Origin of the sequence: Wolbachia endosymbiont (group A) of Oxytorus armatus (genome assembly GCF_964027005.1) — a bacterium.
Classification (GTDB): domain Bacteria; phylum Pseudomonadota; class Alphaproteobacteria; order Rickettsiales; family Anaplasmataceae; genus Wolbachia; species Wolbachia pipientis.
Genome location: NZ_OZ034719.1, coordinates 445,943 through 463,683 on the forward strand (window position 1 = coordinate 445,943; position 17,741 = coordinate 463,683).

The 17,741-nt window shown below is 33.8% G+C and carries 7 protein-coding genes; 4 read left to right on the top strand and 3 right to left on the bottom strand.

All coding sequences use genetic code 11. From position 1 onward, the window contains the following. Positions 1 to 114 precede the first annotated feature (114 nt). Positions 115 to 1,197 (bottom strand): hypothetical protein, encoded by a 1,083-nt coding sequence (locus AAGD79_RS02325; RefSeq protein ID WP_264339566.1) that lies wholly within the window; start codon positions 1,195 to 1,197, stop codon positions 115 to 117. A gap of 197 nt (positions 1,198 to 1,394) precedes the next feature. Then, positions 1,395 to 1,850: an Hsp20/alpha crystallin family protein gene (locus AAGD79_RS02330; protein WP_141456730.1), complete on the bottom strand. Its 456-nt coding sequence runs from the start codon at positions 1,848 to 1,850 to the stop codon at positions 1,395 to 1,397. A gap of 302 nt (positions 1,851 to 2,152) precedes the next feature. Between AAGD79_RS02330 and AAGD79_RS02335 the strand changes: the two genes are divergently transcribed. Next, positions 2,153 to 3,116, top strand: a protein-coding gene (locus AAGD79_RS02335) for an IS630 family transposase (protein WP_264704656.1) whose coding sequence is annotated in 2 segments (ribosomal slippage) — positions 2,153 to 2,566 and positions 2,568 to 3,116 — 963 coding nt in all. Because the reading frame shifts where the segments join, the coding sequence is not laid out codon by codon here. A 179-nt stretch (positions 3,117 to 3,295) separates the two neighbouring features. Here AAGD79_RS02335 and AAGD79_RS02340 read toward each other — a convergent pair. Then, positions 3,296 to 5,554, bottom strand: coding sequence for a hypothetical protein (locus AAGD79_RS02340; protein WP_341811542.1), 2,259 nt, complete (start codon positions 5,552 to 5,554; stop codon positions 3,296 to 3,298). A gap of 379 nt (positions 5,555 to 5,933) precedes the next feature. On the opposite strand from AAGD79_RS02340, the gene AAGD79_RS02345 reads away from it, so the two are divergent. The 3 genes from AAGD79_RS02345 to AAGD79_RS02355 all read left to right on the top strand — a co-directional run bounded on the left by AAGD79_RS02345 (position 5,934) and on the right by AAGD79_RS02355 (position 17,631). Next, positions 5,934 to 6,590: an exopolysaccharide biosynthesis protein gene (locus AAGD79_RS02345; protein WP_141456732.1), complete on the top strand. Its 657-nt coding sequence runs from the start codon at positions 5,934 to 5,936 to the stop codon at positions 6,588 to 6,590. A 634-nt stretch (positions 6,591 to 7,224) separates the two neighbouring features. Beyond that, positions 7,225 to 8,484 carry a hypothetical protein gene (locus tag AAGD79_RS02350; RefSeq protein ID WP_341811543.1) on the top strand — a complete coding sequence of 420 codons (1,260 nt, stop codon included), beginning with the start codon at positions 7,225 to 7,227 and terminating at the stop codon, positions 8,482 to 8,484. Positions 8,485 to 8,688: 204 nt separating this feature from the next. After that, positions 8,689 to 17,631, top strand: coding sequence for an ankyrin repeat domain-containing protein (locus tag AAGD79_RS02355; RefSeq protein WP_341811544.1), 8,943 nt, complete (start codon positions 8,689 to 8,691; stop codon positions 17,629 to 17,631). Positions 17,632 to 17,741: the final 110 nt, after the last annotated feature.

Sequence of the window (17,741 nt, forward strand, 5' to 3'; positions counted from 1 at the left end):
GTCAAACATAACCTTACCCACATATCTTACCCTATTCGGACTATTAGGAGAAATGCTATACTTTAGAAAAAGCTTAACTGAACTTTCATTCGTTCTGACAACACATACTTACTTTTAATGACCGATGATATGGTCGTTGCTGGAAATAGGCGTTCTTAGGCCTTGAAGATGACTGTTTACTTTCGGCAAATCGTCTAAATCATGCTCTATTTTTTGTGTTTCCATCTCAAATTTAAATCCCAATTTTTCACAGAATTTTTGAAAGTATTCTCTAATAATAGAGAGCAAGTTTCTATCTCCTTCTTTATAATTTTTTAATTCCTTGGGAACAGTGAGTGATAATTTACCGTCTTTATAGGTTACACCATCTTTTCCATCTTGAGACTCAAGTGTAAATTCCAGTGAGGTGGATAGACCACATATTTTTTCCCCTGGATTATCAAATTTGATTACAGGTATTTCCATATCAGACTTTACTCTTATGTTATTATGGTCAGTGTAATCAATATTCATTACTTTGTCAGGGTCTTGCGTTGTTAATCGATAATTGCTAAGTGCAGAGTGATATTCAATAAATATACCTGCTAAGTATCCTGCTTGATTACAATTAGTAACTAGTTCTTCTAAGATAGGGGCACTCGGAACTTCTGCTTCAGCATATTTAAACATTTCCTTAAAAACTTCCTTTACAAATGGTCGGTAGTTCTTATTCTCATCTCCTACTTTGAGTAATAGATGCATATGCTCTCTTCCAGCATTGTAAAATCTCTCAAAATCTCTACCGTACGAATTGGTTTTCTGATAATCAGGAATTTCAGGATTTTCACAATGACTTTCCCACAATTCACTTAACGCGTTATATGCAAGTTCTTTTTCAAGATCCTTAAGGACTGAATTAACAAAAGCCCTGCCATGATCTTTATCTATTTCTCTTTGTTTTTTGCTTGCGGCTTCAGCGCTATATATATCATAACTATTAAAAAGGTTGCTTTTGCGATATTTCGCTCCTTCCATTAACACAGAGGTTAAAACTGTATCTATAATCTTTCCATTAATAACAAAGTTCATTCTTGGAAGATCGAAATACATTGTTTCACCAGAGTGTGCTGATTTATTGCTCTCGCCAGCCTTTAATTTACTAAAGCTAAATTCTTTAATTTTAACCTTCAACGTAACTATTGGATTTGCTTCTGTCATAGTCCGTACTTATTAAAGCCCCTAAACTTGATTATAACATAAGAACCATTAATAGATTATTAACAACACCTAAACGCAACAAAGGCCTTACACCATCTGTACAACAAATACGCAAAGACAATAGAACTTTATTATATTCTATCTATAATGATTCAAAATAGCAAGCCTCAAACTAGAAGCCTGCTACCACTTACTGGTTACTTTACATCAATCTTCTTGATGTGTTTCTCTGACTTAGGTATGGTTACATGTAATACTCCATCTGAAAAACTAGCAGATACTTTATCTCGCTCCACATTTACTGGAAGCTGAATAGACCTATAGAAAGAGCCATAGTACCTTTCTCGATGATAAAACTGCTTATCTTTTGACTCGTTATCACATGTCTTTTCACCCTTCACTATTAAGCTATCGCCAGATATACTAATATCTATGCTTTCTTTGGAAATACCTGGTAACTCTAATGAGAGGCAATAGCTTTCCTTTGTTTCATAAAAGTCACAAGCTGGTAATAGACTGTTGCTTCTTCTGGAAAGCTCTGGATTCCATCCTGTAAAGAAGCTATCAAATATGTCATCAACGGCCCTTTGTAACCCTCTTACACTAAAGTTATCACGGTTATTGTTTTTATTTGAATGAACTATATTACTCATGTTGTACCTCCTTTCACTAATATGTGCATTATGTAATCATTCCACTTGTTAGTTTCAATACCTTATACCAAATATCATAAATAAGTAGGCAAATAACTCACAGAACAAATAGTTTTGATCGAACTTTCCGTAATATTACGAATGAATGCACATATAGTATCCTCCAATAAACTAATACCAATTCCTAAAAATAAATAGACAAATAAAGAAAAATTTCTAAAATAGAACAATTTAAGAATTAGTGAGGAGTTATGGCAGGAAAAAGTAAAGCAATAGGAGAAGAATGATATAATAAGTGTAACCTGGAATTAAAGAAGCACGGAATAAGAGGAGAGATAGGAAGAAGATTACAGGCAATAATATCTGGAAAAGAATATGGAATAACAAAAGTTGCTCAAATATACCGAATTACTAGAACTACATTGATGAAGTGGATTACAAGATTTAAGGAAGGAGGAGTCGATGCGTTTAAAATACAACCAGGACGTGGAGTAAAGCCGAAGTTGAGCTACAAGCAGCAAGAAGAAATTAAAAATGTCATAGCAGAAGAAGGAGCCAACCTAACGGCTAAGAAATTAAAAATCATAATTGAGAAAATGTTTTCTATTGAGGTAAGTAAGTCTACAGCACATGGACTGATGCAAAAGTTAGGTTTTTCGTATATTACTCCAAGGCCTGTGCACAATAAACAGGATAAAAATAAACAAGAAAAGTTTAAAAAAAAATCTTAATGAAACTATTGTCACGTATCCCGAAAAAGAGCTATTTTTCTTCGATGAATCGCGGTTTGGCACACATTCAAAGATTGGACACGGGTGGTTTAAAAAAGGCATTAGGACACAGGTTAAGGTGAAATTAGGTAGGCAAAACTTTTATCTCTATAGTGCAGTTAATCCTAGAAATGGAGAGACTTCTAGTTTATTCGCACCAAACGTCAATACTGATTGTATGAATATATTCCTTGAGCAGATGTCACAATATTTAGGAACAAGGGAGGCATTTCTTATTGTGGATTGTGCAGGATGGCATAGATCCAAAGGTTTAAAAATACCACAAAATATTACCTTAATCTACTTACCTCCATATTCACCAGAGTTAAATCCAGTAGAGCGTTTATGGCAATATTTGAAAGACAATCTCATTAAAAATAGAATATATGACTCTGTTAGTTTATTGGAGGATACTATATGTGCATTCATTCGTAATATTACGGAAAGTTCGATCAAAACTATTTGTTCTGTGAGTTATTTGCCTACTTATTTATGATATTTGGTATTATACCTAAATTTTGGATTAGTGATAAAAAAGCTAGAGGAAGAATGGACTATGGATTTGTCGAATTGGACTTTGAATACTTGATATCTTCTTTCCAGATAGATTGAAAACGAAGTTGTATAAAAAATGCTGCTTTGAATGGTTATTTTTGAAATATTTGAGCCTGATTTTTAAATTCCCCTTTCATTTACTAACTGATTGCAATAAGCTTCTTTCATAAAGCTAGATGGAACATATGATTTTTCTATTGTACAATCTGACTGTTTCATAGTTTTAGCTAACTCTTCAGAAACGTCACTGTTTATTTCAAAATAACCATCTTCTATGCCTATAGAAACATTTTTTCCTCCTAAAAGACAGCTCCCCCCTAAACTTGATTTATCCTCCAACTTACTAAAACGTGCTATGCTTTCTTCGTTGGCGAGCTTTACTTCTATTTTATTATTATCTCTATCACTAGTAGATAAATAAACACTGACCTTCCCAAAGTAAGTAGTAAAAGACATTTCAATTCTACCCTCCGAAATGTCGGTGTAATTCCTAACTCCTTCTTCATTTTCAACTCTAACTATACTTTCTCCAACTTGAAGCATACCAATTTCCAGACCTAAATTTTTAGCTTTTTTATTGTTGAATATTCTTGCAACTTCGACAACACTATCTTTTGGATATTTTATACAAAAGTGTCCATTGTCCATCTCTAACTCAAAATCATGATCATCAGTTTTTACACTTACGTCTACGATACTTTTGTACACCAAGTCCTTAAGTTCTAAAAGTATTTTTTCTCGTTGATCTAGAGCGTATCTATCTGAGCAAATTATGTTCACGAAATCGCCATGTTCTTCATCGCTAAATCTATTTAAAGACGCACCTCTTGATACTATTTGCAATATCTTTTTCTCATCTAAAAATCCATAAATTCGGGTAGTATCGTAAGAAAAATATAGCTTTTGCAATGTATCAATTATGCGATCCACTAAAGATATATTAGCTTTATACGGAAGAGTGAACATTACTCTTTGTTTCAGCGCCTCGCTTACAATTTTATCAAGTCTTTTATTGCACTCTTTATAATCCTCTTCATTACCATAGTTACCCAAAGCATCCAATTCATCATGAATATTATCTATTTTTTGCCAAATACTTTCATATTTTTCTCTTTCTCTTTCTCTTAATTTTACTTTTGCTAAGGAAAAAGAATCTTTTTTACGTATTATGTTTGCATTGTAGACTAGTTGACCGTAGGTCCTACCAACAATTTCATCATAATCAAAGCAATAGCTAACATTATAGTCACTTTCACTAGTTGATTCCTGATCATTGCTACTTTCATCGTCATCTTTATTCCATACTTCAATATCGTAATCAGTGTTTTCAAGGTTTTTGTCTTCACTTGTTCGATAATCTTGATTGTTTTCTACTTTTTCGTACAGCCAGGTTGATTTTTGATCATCGCTACTTTCATCGTCATCTTCATTCCATACTCCAATGTCGTAGTTAGTATTTTTAGGTTTTTTATCTTCACCTGTTTGATAATCTTCTGCTTCTCTATATAGCCATATTGATTCCTGGTCATCATTATCATTGATACGCCTCATTTCCACTTTTGTTGTAGACTGAGGTCTTACTATTTCTTTTCTTACGTTTTCTTTGTTTAATTCATCTTCAAGAGACACTTCATTACTAATATAGAAGTTTTTCTGTTTTAAACTCTCATTTTCATTCTGCAATGAACTAAATTCTGCAAACAGTTCTTCACGCTCTGATAAATAAACATAGAGCTGGCCTATTACATCATTAAGTTCCTTATCTTTTTCTAATATCTGGTTTTCATAATTACTCTTCAAATCCTCTATACTGTCTACCAGCACTACACTTTCTTTTCTTAGTCTACTTGAGTTAGATTCAACCAAATTTAACCTTTGCTGTAACTCTTCATTTTTTTTGTCTATCATCTGTATTTCACTCTTCATATCTTCTAATTTGCTGTCCAAGTTCCCTATTATGTCATTTTTATTCTTCACGTCCAATAATACTTTTTCTATTTCTTGTTTTAGCTGTTCAATTTCTTGGCCATTTTTAGTTAATTCTCTTGTTTTTCTTTGTAATTGAGCTTCAAGCTCTTTAATTTTCTTTTCTAGGATCTGATTTTTCTTGCTGAGCTCACTCACTTCTTGATCATACTCTTCCGCTATACCTTTATAGCATTCCAAGAGCTTTTCATTTTTCTTGAGATCAAAGTTTTCTTGTTGCAGCCTTTCTATTTCACCATCTGAATTATCTATTACTTGGTTACCCTCACTACCAATCTCAAATATCTCTTCAGAAGTAATCGTAAAATCTTTAAATACGCAAGGCAAAGTAGTGTCTTCAAGGTTATTACTATCAAATGAGTTATATTGTACTACCTGCCTTGAACTAGGCATACTTATACCTTTCTATTAACAAAGGCACACAATGCATTATATTTACTATATACGCAACTGATTTAAACATAATTTATTTACTAATTCATATTGTGAATTTTTATAAAATAGGTTTATATGCAAAATATTATAATAACGTTAAAGCACGTAGCTAATACCATTATTAGTACAGTATAAAGGGCCTTTTTGCCTGTAATTGAAGAGTTTAAGCAAATTCATAATATACCTCATTTATCTTCTAATAACGAAAATTTGTATCGAAACAGATAAGACCATAAGTATGAAATTCAAAGAGGAATGAATCAGTTAAATCAAGAATAGATGTTGTGTTATAGTAGTGATTATGCTAATTATTGGGTCGTTTGGTTAAAAGGTAATTGTGAAAAGGGGTAAGAATTTGACTGAAGATAAAAAATTAGCATCTGATATTCTAAAAGAGGTTGCAGGTACTGGTACTGCTGATAGTGATAAAGTGACATTGTTTGACATTAAAACAGCTTTACAAGAACGTGGTTTTGGTATTTTAATAATCATCTTCTCCTTGCCGCTATCGGTGCCTATACCGGTTCCACCTGGTTATACAACTATTCTTTCTATACCTTTAATCTTGTTTTCATTACAACTTCTGCTTGGGTTTCATTCTCCCTGGATGCCACGTTGGTTGGAAAGGAAATCCTTTAAACGTTCAACATTAGCCCTTGTGGTTAAAAAAACTTTACCTGCATTAAAAAAAATAGAAAAGTTCATGAAACCGAGAATGTCTTTTATCTTCTGTGGGCCAGGTGAAAAGATTTTGGCATTTATAATGCTGGTTTGCGTATTGGTGATAGCCAATCCGTTTCCGTTGACTCACTTCATTCCAGCAATCGGTACGACTCTTATTTCACTTGGTATTATGAATAAAGACGGGCTTGTCTCGATACTTGGAGTGTTGGTATCCTTGTGTGGAATATTATTTGCTCTTATTGTAATAGTAAAAGGTCCACAGCTTATAATTAGTGCGTTTTCTTTTCTCAAGAGTTTTGCATACGGTTAATCTTGAGCTATTAGCAAATTAGATATTCTATAGAAATACCATGGCAACCAGTGTGGAAGCAAATTCTTTTGTTTACTGTTTGTGTCTCAAAAGCATAAAAAAGTACGTACTGTTGTGAGAACAATTTAAACAAAAGCGGCGTTTTAAAAGTAAAAGCTTGGAATTTTTACAACAAAGTTAGGCAAAACAGTTCATATGTAGATTTAGCGAAAGTAAGGCAATATAGGTGATTTCAGCGTATAATAAAATCACCATATAAAAAAGTTCGTATGTATCGTTTGGAAGACCAATGCATTCCAAAACAAAAAGCTCTCACCACACTTGGTTTTAAACGCTGGAAATGGTTATTTTACTTGAGATCTTAATAATATATTTTGCTAAATTAATATTGATTTACTTGCGGAAGAATTAAGACAAGCTTATGACAAAAATAAAATTTAAAATAAACAAGAGGTCATGTATTTTGACTATTTAAGAGGCTTTTGTCACAAATTATTCAAGCCTAAAAAATTTTTCTAAAATAGTGATTGACAAAATTTAAAGATAGGATATCTTGCCTAAAATAGTATTAAATTACTGTAGTGTATGTTAGGTGTACCAGTTTTCATATTTTTCCATTCATAAAGGGGTAATTATGCTGCGTTCAGATATTCCAAAAGTTTTATTTTCGTCTATTAAAGAGGATGACCCCTATAGAGCATCTAAGCTTTTTCAAATTGAACGCTGGTGCTATGCAAATTGGCGTCTACACCAAAAAAGCGGTCAGAAAGGACGTAATTTTCTTGCACAAGTGCTATCTAGCGAGGATTGTTGGAAAAAAGTAGACAATTTACACGGACTTAAGCTTGATAGGCAAGTAGTAGGCAAAAAATTGATTGCGCAAGGTTCAAATAATCCATTTAGCGCTGAAAAGAGATATGAGATAGCTTGTCGTTATTGCCTAGAAGAGGATATTGTTGCTTTGTTTGAAGAGAGGAAAAATAAACTATCAGCTCAAGGTAAGAGCAGTCTATTGGAGTATTCTCACTTAGTTAAGACTCTATCAGGGAACCTTTTAATAGTTTTTTGGTCACATTTTATCAGTGGTTACATCTCTAAACTAAATTTAGATGGCTGTCATCCATATGAGTACGGGCTTAAGTGTGCTATGAGTTTTAAGCAAGAGCAGGCAGTGGAATTCTTCTGGAATAAAATAAAATCATTACCTGAAAGTGAGATGAGCGAACAGAAAAAGGATGAGATCTTCATGAAAACAGCAGTGTATGCAGCAGGTAGTCGTTGTAATAGTTATCCTGAAATATTCGAGTTTTGTTTCAGCCAGATAAGCCCTGATAAATATCCAGAATTTCTAAAAAGAGACTTAGCTGAAAATGGTTATTATGGTAGTTTAGGCACGCTACAGAGTGCACTTCGCTTTGATCAGTTTCAAAAATTGTTTGACTGCTTAAAGCCAAGTAGTATTTCAGAAGATTATTATTATATTTGGTTGAAATATATAAAAGAATTAGAAAATTATTCAAGGTCTTGTATAGATGAAGGAGTAAATCTTTTTATGTATATGTGGATGAGAGATGGATTTAATAGCCATCGTACCTTATTGTTAAATAAAGAGATGAGAAGTAATTCCGTATTTCAAGGAAGGTTATTAGTACCTCTAATTGATAAAGGTTATATGGTACCAGTATGGGCAATACTAGATAAGGCTAATCCTGATCAAATCAAAGAATTTATGGATTCTAGGCAAGCGGAGTATATACGATCTGTGTTAGAGAAAAGAGATGTTGATTCACTAAATAAATTTTCATCATACGGTAAGCCTAGATCTGAAGAGCCTGCTAGCTTAACTGAGGTTAAATTAAGCAAGGCATGTGAGCAATTAGGTTTGGGTAATTGAGAAGTATTATAAGGCAATTCTATAAAGCAGGTGGTGGTTTCTTGTTACTACTTTAGCTTCTGTCAAAAAGATGTTGCATTATAATACAAATGTTATATACATAAGCCAGCATATGGGTAAAAATAGCTTTTATTATTGATATCTCTAATTGTTATATAATAAGCTTGGTATAGTAGGTTTAGTATAATATAATGAAGGGGGTTTATGTTCAAGATACAATATCCAACAGATCATTTAAAAAAAGAAGGTGTTAATTCAAAGATTACTGAATCATCGGATGAGATAGAATATATAGGGCAAGCTAAAGAATTTCCTCATTTCAAGCGTTATCGGAGATCTGATGTTGATTCCGAAAGTGGAAGTCGGATTAAGAGAATCGATGTTCCAGGAGACGGTAGTTGCTTGTTTTGGTCTGTTACTATGGCTTACTTAATACCCGTCAGAAACGACGATGCTTTATTTCGACAAAGGTATGAAGTACTATTTGGAAATGATGGAACTGTAACCCAAAATTTAGATCATATTAGAGGTTTGGTTCGGAATTTAGGTACTGCGAATTATGATGATACATTTGCAAACTTAGTAAGAAATGTATTTCGCAATCGAGTAGTTGATCACATAAGTTATCATGAAAGCGAGTTTAGAAATTTTGTTGAAGGTGAAAGTGGACTAAGTTTCAAAGATTACTTAGAAAACATGAGAAAACTTAATACTTGGGGAGGTGAACCTGAAATAAGAGCAATGAGTGGGATGCTTAGTGCAACAATTAGTGTTTTTGGTGAAGTGCAACTTCCTTCATATGGTAATGGGGATATTCAAATACAATTATTTCATGTTGGTGCACCAGGTAAACGAAACCATTATAATTTTGGTCTTGAAAGAAGTATTGTTGATAATGATAAAGAGCTTGCAAAAGGCTTAAAAAGAGTCATGGGTAAAGTAAGGCCACAAGACTTTGAGTTAATACAGTTATTAATAGAAGAAGCAGGTACAGAAGTTGGTACAAGCAAGCAAGAAGAGGATTTTAGATCTTTTGAAACAAGATTTCAGTCATTTGTGGATCAGATTCCATCTTATTTACACTCTGTAGAAAAAGCAGGATTTTTTACTCACTTCTTCTTAGGGAGCTTTTCTACTTTGCTGGATACAGGGATTGCAGAAAAGTTAAATATTAAAAAGATTTATTTTAGTTTTGATACTTCGAAAACTTTAAAAGTAGCTATTGTTAAAAATGGTCAAATTGGAAATGCTGAAGACGCTATTAATAATATAGATTTATTTTCCATTTCAGAAGGTAAGCGTGGCCATCAGTTTACTGTTAATGAGTTGGAGAGCATATTAAAGGAGAACATAGCGTCTAAGGGACTGACTGAACAAGATATTGAGAATAGAATTGAAGAGATTAAGAATGAAATTAATGGTAAAATGGAATCTAGATTAGTACAGATCTATAAAGGAAAGGATGGTATTTTTGTTAATATGGAAACTAAAGGGATACTTGATTCTGCTACTAGCAAAGAATTTCATGAAATAGAAAAAGGAGTATGGAGTAATCCAGAAGGTGATATAGAAAAACTTGCTAATTCTGATAAAGAAGCAGCTAAAGAATCTCTTGAGGGAATTCTTAGAGAGATTAGTAAAGTTCATTCTAAATATGAAAACTCATTAACCTATGATAGTAGTGCACGTGAAGCAGCACATCATGGATTTATGGTAGGCGTTTTCATGAATTTCCACTATAGGTATAATCTTAGAGTTTATCCAGAGCAATTTGCAGGTAGGGGTTATGCAGATATTATCCTGCTAGCTCGTGGTCCTGATCGTGCATTAGACTCTATTCCTATTATTATTGAGTTAAAAGCGGGAGCAGGTACTAATGCTACTCCAGATAAAGCTTTGCAACAAGCAGAAAAGTATGCACAAGGCTTCCAGCCAAACGTTCAGCGAGTTTTAACTACTGCGGATAACATTTTATGTGTTGGTGTAAATCTTGATAATCCATCTCCTATCTCTGATATTAAAGTATCAAATCGTGGAGAAGAAATAATCCCTCTTTTTCAAGATATGCTAAAATCTGCTGATGACTGGGATACGCAAAGGATTGGAACAATAGAATTAAAAGGACAGGTGAAAGATAATTTAGAGCGTATTTATCATACGTTTCCTGGTACATCGGAGAAGGGAGATAATCATTATTTTAGCAGGTTTTTACTGGGGCAATCACTACTGTTAAATAGAATTGAAGATTTAAAAACTGGTTTCAAAAAATACATTTTTATCTATGGAAACAATATACCTACCGAGGTACATCCTAATCTTCGTGGGCTTGGACGTACAGCAGCTGCAAGAGCCAGGGAGAGGCTGTCAGCTAATCTTGATGCGAGTCATGCAGTTGTAACAATGGTGCTTATTCCAGAAAATACAGAAAAGTTGGTTTATGTAATAAATATTGTTGAAGCTAACAGAAAAGATGTTTTGAACGGGATGAATGAAGTGCTTCCTCTTGATAGATTAAATAAGGAAATAGAGAATAGGGAAATAGTCGAATTAAATCTTAATTTTGATACTAGATATAAGTCAGATTTTAAAAGATATCTTACTATTTGGACTGAAAAATACAATTCTTTACAAGAGTACAACAACGGAGATAATAGATTTCAAGGTACTTTTAAAGAAGTTACTTATCCTAATGAGTTAAAAGAAACATTTGATAAAGCACTAGATATCCAATCCTTATCAATAAGAGGATATAGTAGATTATTAGAAAAAATTGGAGAAGGAATATTCCCTTTTAAGAGCCTCGTTAATAAAGAAGCTCATTTCCAGGGAATATTGAATGGAGCATTTAGTTATTATAGCGACCTAAAATTACAAGAATCACCAGAAACTAGAGCATTAGTTTTAACTGAGTTTCAAACTGGTAGAGGGGAACGCATTGATATGCTAGTTCATGGTATTAAGTTTGTAGCTCAAGGTGGAAATGCTGAAGAGTATACTCCAATAGGATTGGAACTTAAGGCATCAAGGCAGGGTAAAGGGGCTCAAGCTTTATTGAGGGAAGCAAATGATCAAATAAATGAAGAGTACAAAGAAGGTGTTACCTATAAAACACTTACAGATGGTGATGAGGTAAAATTTATCGGTGTTGTTTTCGATAAAGGATCTAATAATCCGAATAAACTTATTTTAACAAGTAGGACAGCTAAGGAAGGATTTATTCCTGTTGAAGTAGTTCATAGTTCAGTTCATATGTTACCTACTGTAGGGCAGTGTTCTAAAAGAGAATCTTCATCACCGGAGTATCCACCAAGTAAAAAACCAAGAAGAGAAAGAAGTGTAAATATGGCCTGCATAGATTCGTTTGATGAAGAAAAGATTACAGAGGAAGAAAAAGAACAGCGTATCAAAGAGTTATTTAATGCTGACAAGGTAGCAGAAAGAGTAAAGAATATTGAGTTTTATGACCAGCTTTTTAAGGTTTCTCAGAAGATATCTGAAGGTGAAATTATAGACAAAAATGTTGAAGAAGCATTTGTAGCAAAGATCAAGGATGTAGACCTAAATTCGATAGATCCAGAGATTAGGGATATTGTGAAAGAAATGAAGGATAATATAGAGAACAAAGAAGAAGTGAAAAATATTCTGAGAAGATCAGGAGTAGCAGAAAGAATAGGAAAAGTAGCAGAAGGTGCAGGTCTTGCCTTTACAGCACTTTTAGTTGGTAAGCATATAGCAAATGGAGACATGGAGGGATTAGGCTACGATGCATTAAATCTCTGGGTAATGCCAAAAATTGGTGAAAAAATCTCTGGAAAAATATTAGAGTTAGGAACAAAGCTTGATTCTCAGATGCTAAAAGGGTTTGCGCCAGTTATGGGACGTGCCATAGGTAACTTGGCAGCATTTTTAGGGCTAGCAGAGTCGATAAAGGCTCGTCAGAGTGCAACAGATTCTGTAGATATAAAGATTGATGACCTAAACATCGCAACTAATTCTATCTTTATTGCTGCAGATGTCCCTGCGGTTGTTACTGAAACAATGTCAGTAGCAGGCTTAGAAACTGGAGTAGTAGGAGAATTTGCTGGTCCAGTTGGTGCTGCTGTCTCAGTTGCTGTTATTGTCATATCACAGTTTGTAGAAGCAGGGCTTGAGGTAGAAAAGTTAACAGAACAAATGAGTCTTACAGATCAGGAAAAGCATGATCTTTATTGGGATTTCTTTCTTGGTAAAAAAGTACCAGATTATATAGAACATGATATGGAAGCAGAAGAAATATATAAACAGTATATATCAAAGATCTTAGATCAATTTAAGAATAACTATGATACAATAGCTATTTCACTGCCTTCTATACTGGTTACAAAAGAAGAATATGCTACTAGCGCTCGTTCTCGAGATAAAAGACAATTGGAAGGATACGGTCTAGCATTTGGTCAAGCTTTGCATGGTGTATCGAATGAGTGCCGTGCTAAAACAAGGATAGTTGATGATACATTTGATTTTGAATCAAGCACAAATATTACGTATCCATTTTACACTAGTGGTATTAAGCATAATTCTAGAATAATTCCTAGTGCTGTTGGAAACTATAATGTTGTTTGTGGACCACATGACGACAATATTGCAGTACAAATTGTAAGCAAAGAAACCTTGGCTAGTCTACCAAGTGGCGCATCATGCAGTAGTGCATCGCAGTATAGTAACATGAAATTAAGTAGAACAGTAGAAAGGTGGTTTCTACAAGAACATATGACCAATTGCTATAATGCAGTTTCATATAACAGAAATAATCCTTCTGGGTCTGTAAAGATGTTATTTTATATGTCTAATAACAATGCTTTTATAAATGTGACTTCTAATTATACCGTTGATGTTATTTTCAATGGTAAAAATATATTACTTAATAGTTATGGAATCAATAATCAAGGGTCTAGTGTACAGAATAGGTATTATTTTACAAATCAGTTAAGTAATTGTGATGTTCATAAACAAGGAACAAATTTTTTCTACATAGCAAAGGATAATTTTGTATGTAATTTAGGTGGTTCTTCTGCTGGACAGAGTAATACAGTTATAACACGAGGGAATTTTAAAGATTCAGAGGATATACACTCTGTCATTGGCAGTAACGAAGCTAATCATATAGAAGTTTCTCATGCAGGTTATGTTGATGGTAAAGGTGGCAATGATGTAATAACAGCAAAAAACTTTACTGCAATAAAGGGTTATTTTGGTGATTCTATTTATGGGAAAGGTTTAGTATTATTGCCGATAAATTTTAGTGATATAGGTAGTATGACTCACGCTAATAATATAACAAATATCTACAATAAAAGTGGAGCTTTTATAAGTGTAGATAAACAAACATCGGTAAAAACAGCAGATGGTTTGTTTGTAACTCCAACAAAAGTAGACATTAATACTGATAGAGTAACAAATGTGCACATAACAAAATTAGATAATAAGTTGGATAATCTGCAAAAAATGGACAATTCAAACTTTAATATTACAAAGCAATTATTAAACACTAATTATCATGGTGTTGTAGGTAGTTCTAGTAATCATATTTTTTACCCTGATGAGGATCACCATAATTTTTACTGGAAAGCTCCAAGTAATATAAGCCATCTTTATCTTTTCGATAACAGAAACGCTAATATTATGATTGCTCAAGCAAATGGTATATTAGATTTTAGTCTACTAAATAGTACGTTAAATGATATGCCATTTATAGAAGATAATAAAGGAGAAATAAAGATTAACAAAAATGGCCTAAATGTAACCCTGCTATCAAATTATAAAGATGTTACAGTTACATTTAATGGGGAAGAATATTACAAACTTCAGAATGGAGAATTAGAGCGAGATTATTGCTCTCATAGCTTAAAAGTAGATGGAAGGTTTAGTGTTAATGGTACTAACCTTTTAAATCATCATAATTGTTTCACATTTGACTCAGACAAAGTACTTTTTTTGAAGCTAAATAATGATTTGCTATTGTTATCAGATAGAGGAGCATTATCAATATCGGATTACTATTCTTCTGTTCATAAAAACTGGGATTTATCTATAGGACTGAACAATAGAGTTATGGAACCAGAAGAATTTGGAGAAAGAGCTGATGAATTTAGTTCTTTCAGGTATTACCAACCAGATGAGCAAGGGTTACAGATTTATCATAATCAACCTGTTAACAAGAACGATATTGGTTTAGTTGATTTGAAAGATAAGTCTATATTAGATTTCAATATGAGAGTTATGAATGATACCTTATTGCTATCACATAAAAATAACACTCTTGTAAAAGTAGAGAATTGGAAAACTTATCAACCAGCAAGAGAAATGATATTTGCTTTTAATGATGCAATAGTTTCTAACTCAAAGTGTATAGCTTCTATTTGTAACTCAGAAGATGTTATAGTGGAATTTGATAAGGAAAAATTAGTTTTATCGACTGAGCAGCTGTTTAATGCTGTAAGGCAAAATAATCTTGATAAAGTGAGGGAGCTTATCAATCAAGGTGCTAGCATTAATGCTCAAGAGGTAGGTATTTATGGTAAAAAACCTATACATATTGCCGCTGAGAACAATAATAAAAACATTATAGAGTTTCTCTTGAGCAGGGGAGTAAGCATCGACGATACTGAAAGGGTAGGTAATACACCACTACACTATGCTGCATGGAGAGGAGGTTTAGAGGCTGCTGAGTTTCTTGTTGACAGAGGGGCTAGTATTAACGCTGCAGACAACTCTGGTAAAAAACCTGTACATGTTGCTGCTGAAAACAATAATAAAAATGTTATAGAGTTTCTTCTCAGCAAGGGAGTCAGTGTTGATGAGATTGATAAAAATGGTTGGACACCGTTACACTACACTGCTAGATTTAGTCAATTAGAGGCTGCTCAACTCCTCGTTGACAAAGGAGCTAATATTAATGCTCAAAATGTTTATGGCAGAGAGGCTATCCACATTGCTGCTGAGCACGATAATAAAAACATTATAGAACTTCTTCTCAATAAAGGGGTAAGCGTTAATGAGGTTGACAAAGACGGCTGGACGCCACTACATTGGGCTTCTTGGAGTGGCCATCTGGATGTAGTAGAGTACCTTATACGTAAAGGTGCCAATATTAATGCTGCAGATAACTCTGGTAAAAGACCTGTGCATGTTGCTGCTGAGAGCAATAATAAAAATATTATAGAGTTTCTTCTCAGCAAAGGAGAAAATGTTAATGATTGTGGTGATGATTATTGGAGACCTCTACACTATGCTGCTAAAGCTGGAAGCTTAGAGGCTGCTAAGTTCCTTGTAGAGAATGGTGCTGGCTTCTATTCTAAGAAATATGAGACTACAGATGGTCAGGCTCCTATACATATTGCTGCTTATTATGGTCATAAAAGTATTGTAAAGTTTTTTGTTGTCGAGAAGGGAGTAGACATTAATTGGGAGGATAGTTACAGATCTCATGGAAATTGGTGGACACCATTACATTGGGCTTCCAAAGGTGGTCATCTTGATGTAGTAGAATACCTTGTAAGCTTAGGAGCTAATATCGATGCTCAAGACTGGTATCGTAAAACACCTATAGACATTGCTAGAGGTGCAGAACATACAGATATCGTTCAATATTTGGAAGAAAGAAGTAGAGATTATGCCCGTGGTAAAAAAGCTATGCATTTTGCTGCTGAAAATAATGATATGGAAAATCTACGTTTTCTTGTTAGCAAAGGAGAAAATGTTAATGATTGTGGTGATGATTATTGGAGACCTCTACACTATGCTGCTAAAGCTGGAAGCTTAGAGGCTGCTGAGTTCCTTGTAGAGAAAGGTGCTGGCTTCTATTCTAAGAAATATGAGACTACAGATGGTCAGGCTCCTATACATATTGCTGCTTTTCATGGTCATAAAAATATTGTAAAATTTTTTGTTGTCGAGAAAGGAGTGGATGTTAATTGGGAAGATGGTTACAGATCTCATGGGAATTGGTGGACACCATTACATTGGGCTTCCAAGGGTGGTCGTCTCGATGTAGTAGAATACCTTGTAAGCTTAGGAGCTAATATCAATGCTCAAGACTGGTATCGTAAAACACCTTTAGACATTGCTATCGATCAAAAACATGATAATGTTGTAGGATATTTAAAAGAAATCAAGGAAGAAAGAGAAAAACCTGTACAACGTAACCGCCGTTATTTGCTAAGTCAATCCTTAGATTCGAGTGGTCAACCTGAGATAGCAGCAAGTAGTGGCACAAGACCATCTTCATGGATAAATGGTTTGTTTGGGTGGGTAAAAGGTTCTGTAGGTGGTTTTAGAGCTGCTTTATCTGAGGAAGCATCAAATACTGCAAGTTCAATACCACAAGTTGATGAGCAATTTGCCAAAGCTTCGGTAAGTAGTAGTAGTTCAACAAGTACCACACTACCATCTGATGGTACAGATAAAAAACAAGAAAATGGAGGTTTCTTTCGAGACAACATCGATTATGTAAATGCAAATATAAAACAAATGCGTGAAAGGCAAACACCTGTTAAATTTAAACCTAGTAGCGGAAATATAATACTAGAAATGGGAGATCACTATCTATCACAGGTTGATTTTAATGGTACAATAATGTTACTTGATTTATTAATTAGAAAAGTTACAGGTCAGAAGTATATTTCTACAGTAGATCAGTCTATATCTCCACTAGAAGCACAGGGATATACACTCAATATTACAAAGGGATTTGAGAAAGTAGTAGAGCAAGCTGGATTAAAAAGTGGCATATCAATGCACCGGTTAAATATTGATTATATGGGAATGCAGAAAGAGATTATTAGAAAAGTCATGAGTGGTAAATTCAATGAAATTTCAGGGATTTTAAAATCGTATGTAGAAAAAGCATGTCCTGGTGAAGAAGCTGGTAAATTAAGTCCGAAGAAATTTGACAAGTTTATAGCTCAATTTAATAAGGGTCTGCTAAATCAATCAATAGAGCAGATATTACACAACAGAGATGGTAGATTAGAAGTTGATGGTGCAAAGCAAATGAGTTTAGAGCCTCAAAGTTATTTAAGTAATGCTTCAGTTCACAGCCATTCAGAAGTATCAACTTGTCTTTCTGAGATAGGAGTAACCAAGCTTGGAGGTAATATCAATAGGTAGGTTATAATATAAGAGGTGGAGCTATAATATGCCAAGTAGTGGAAAATTTAAAGTGAAGGTAGCCAAAATAATTAGAGATACCAGACCAAGTTTGATGGTCCTAATACTAA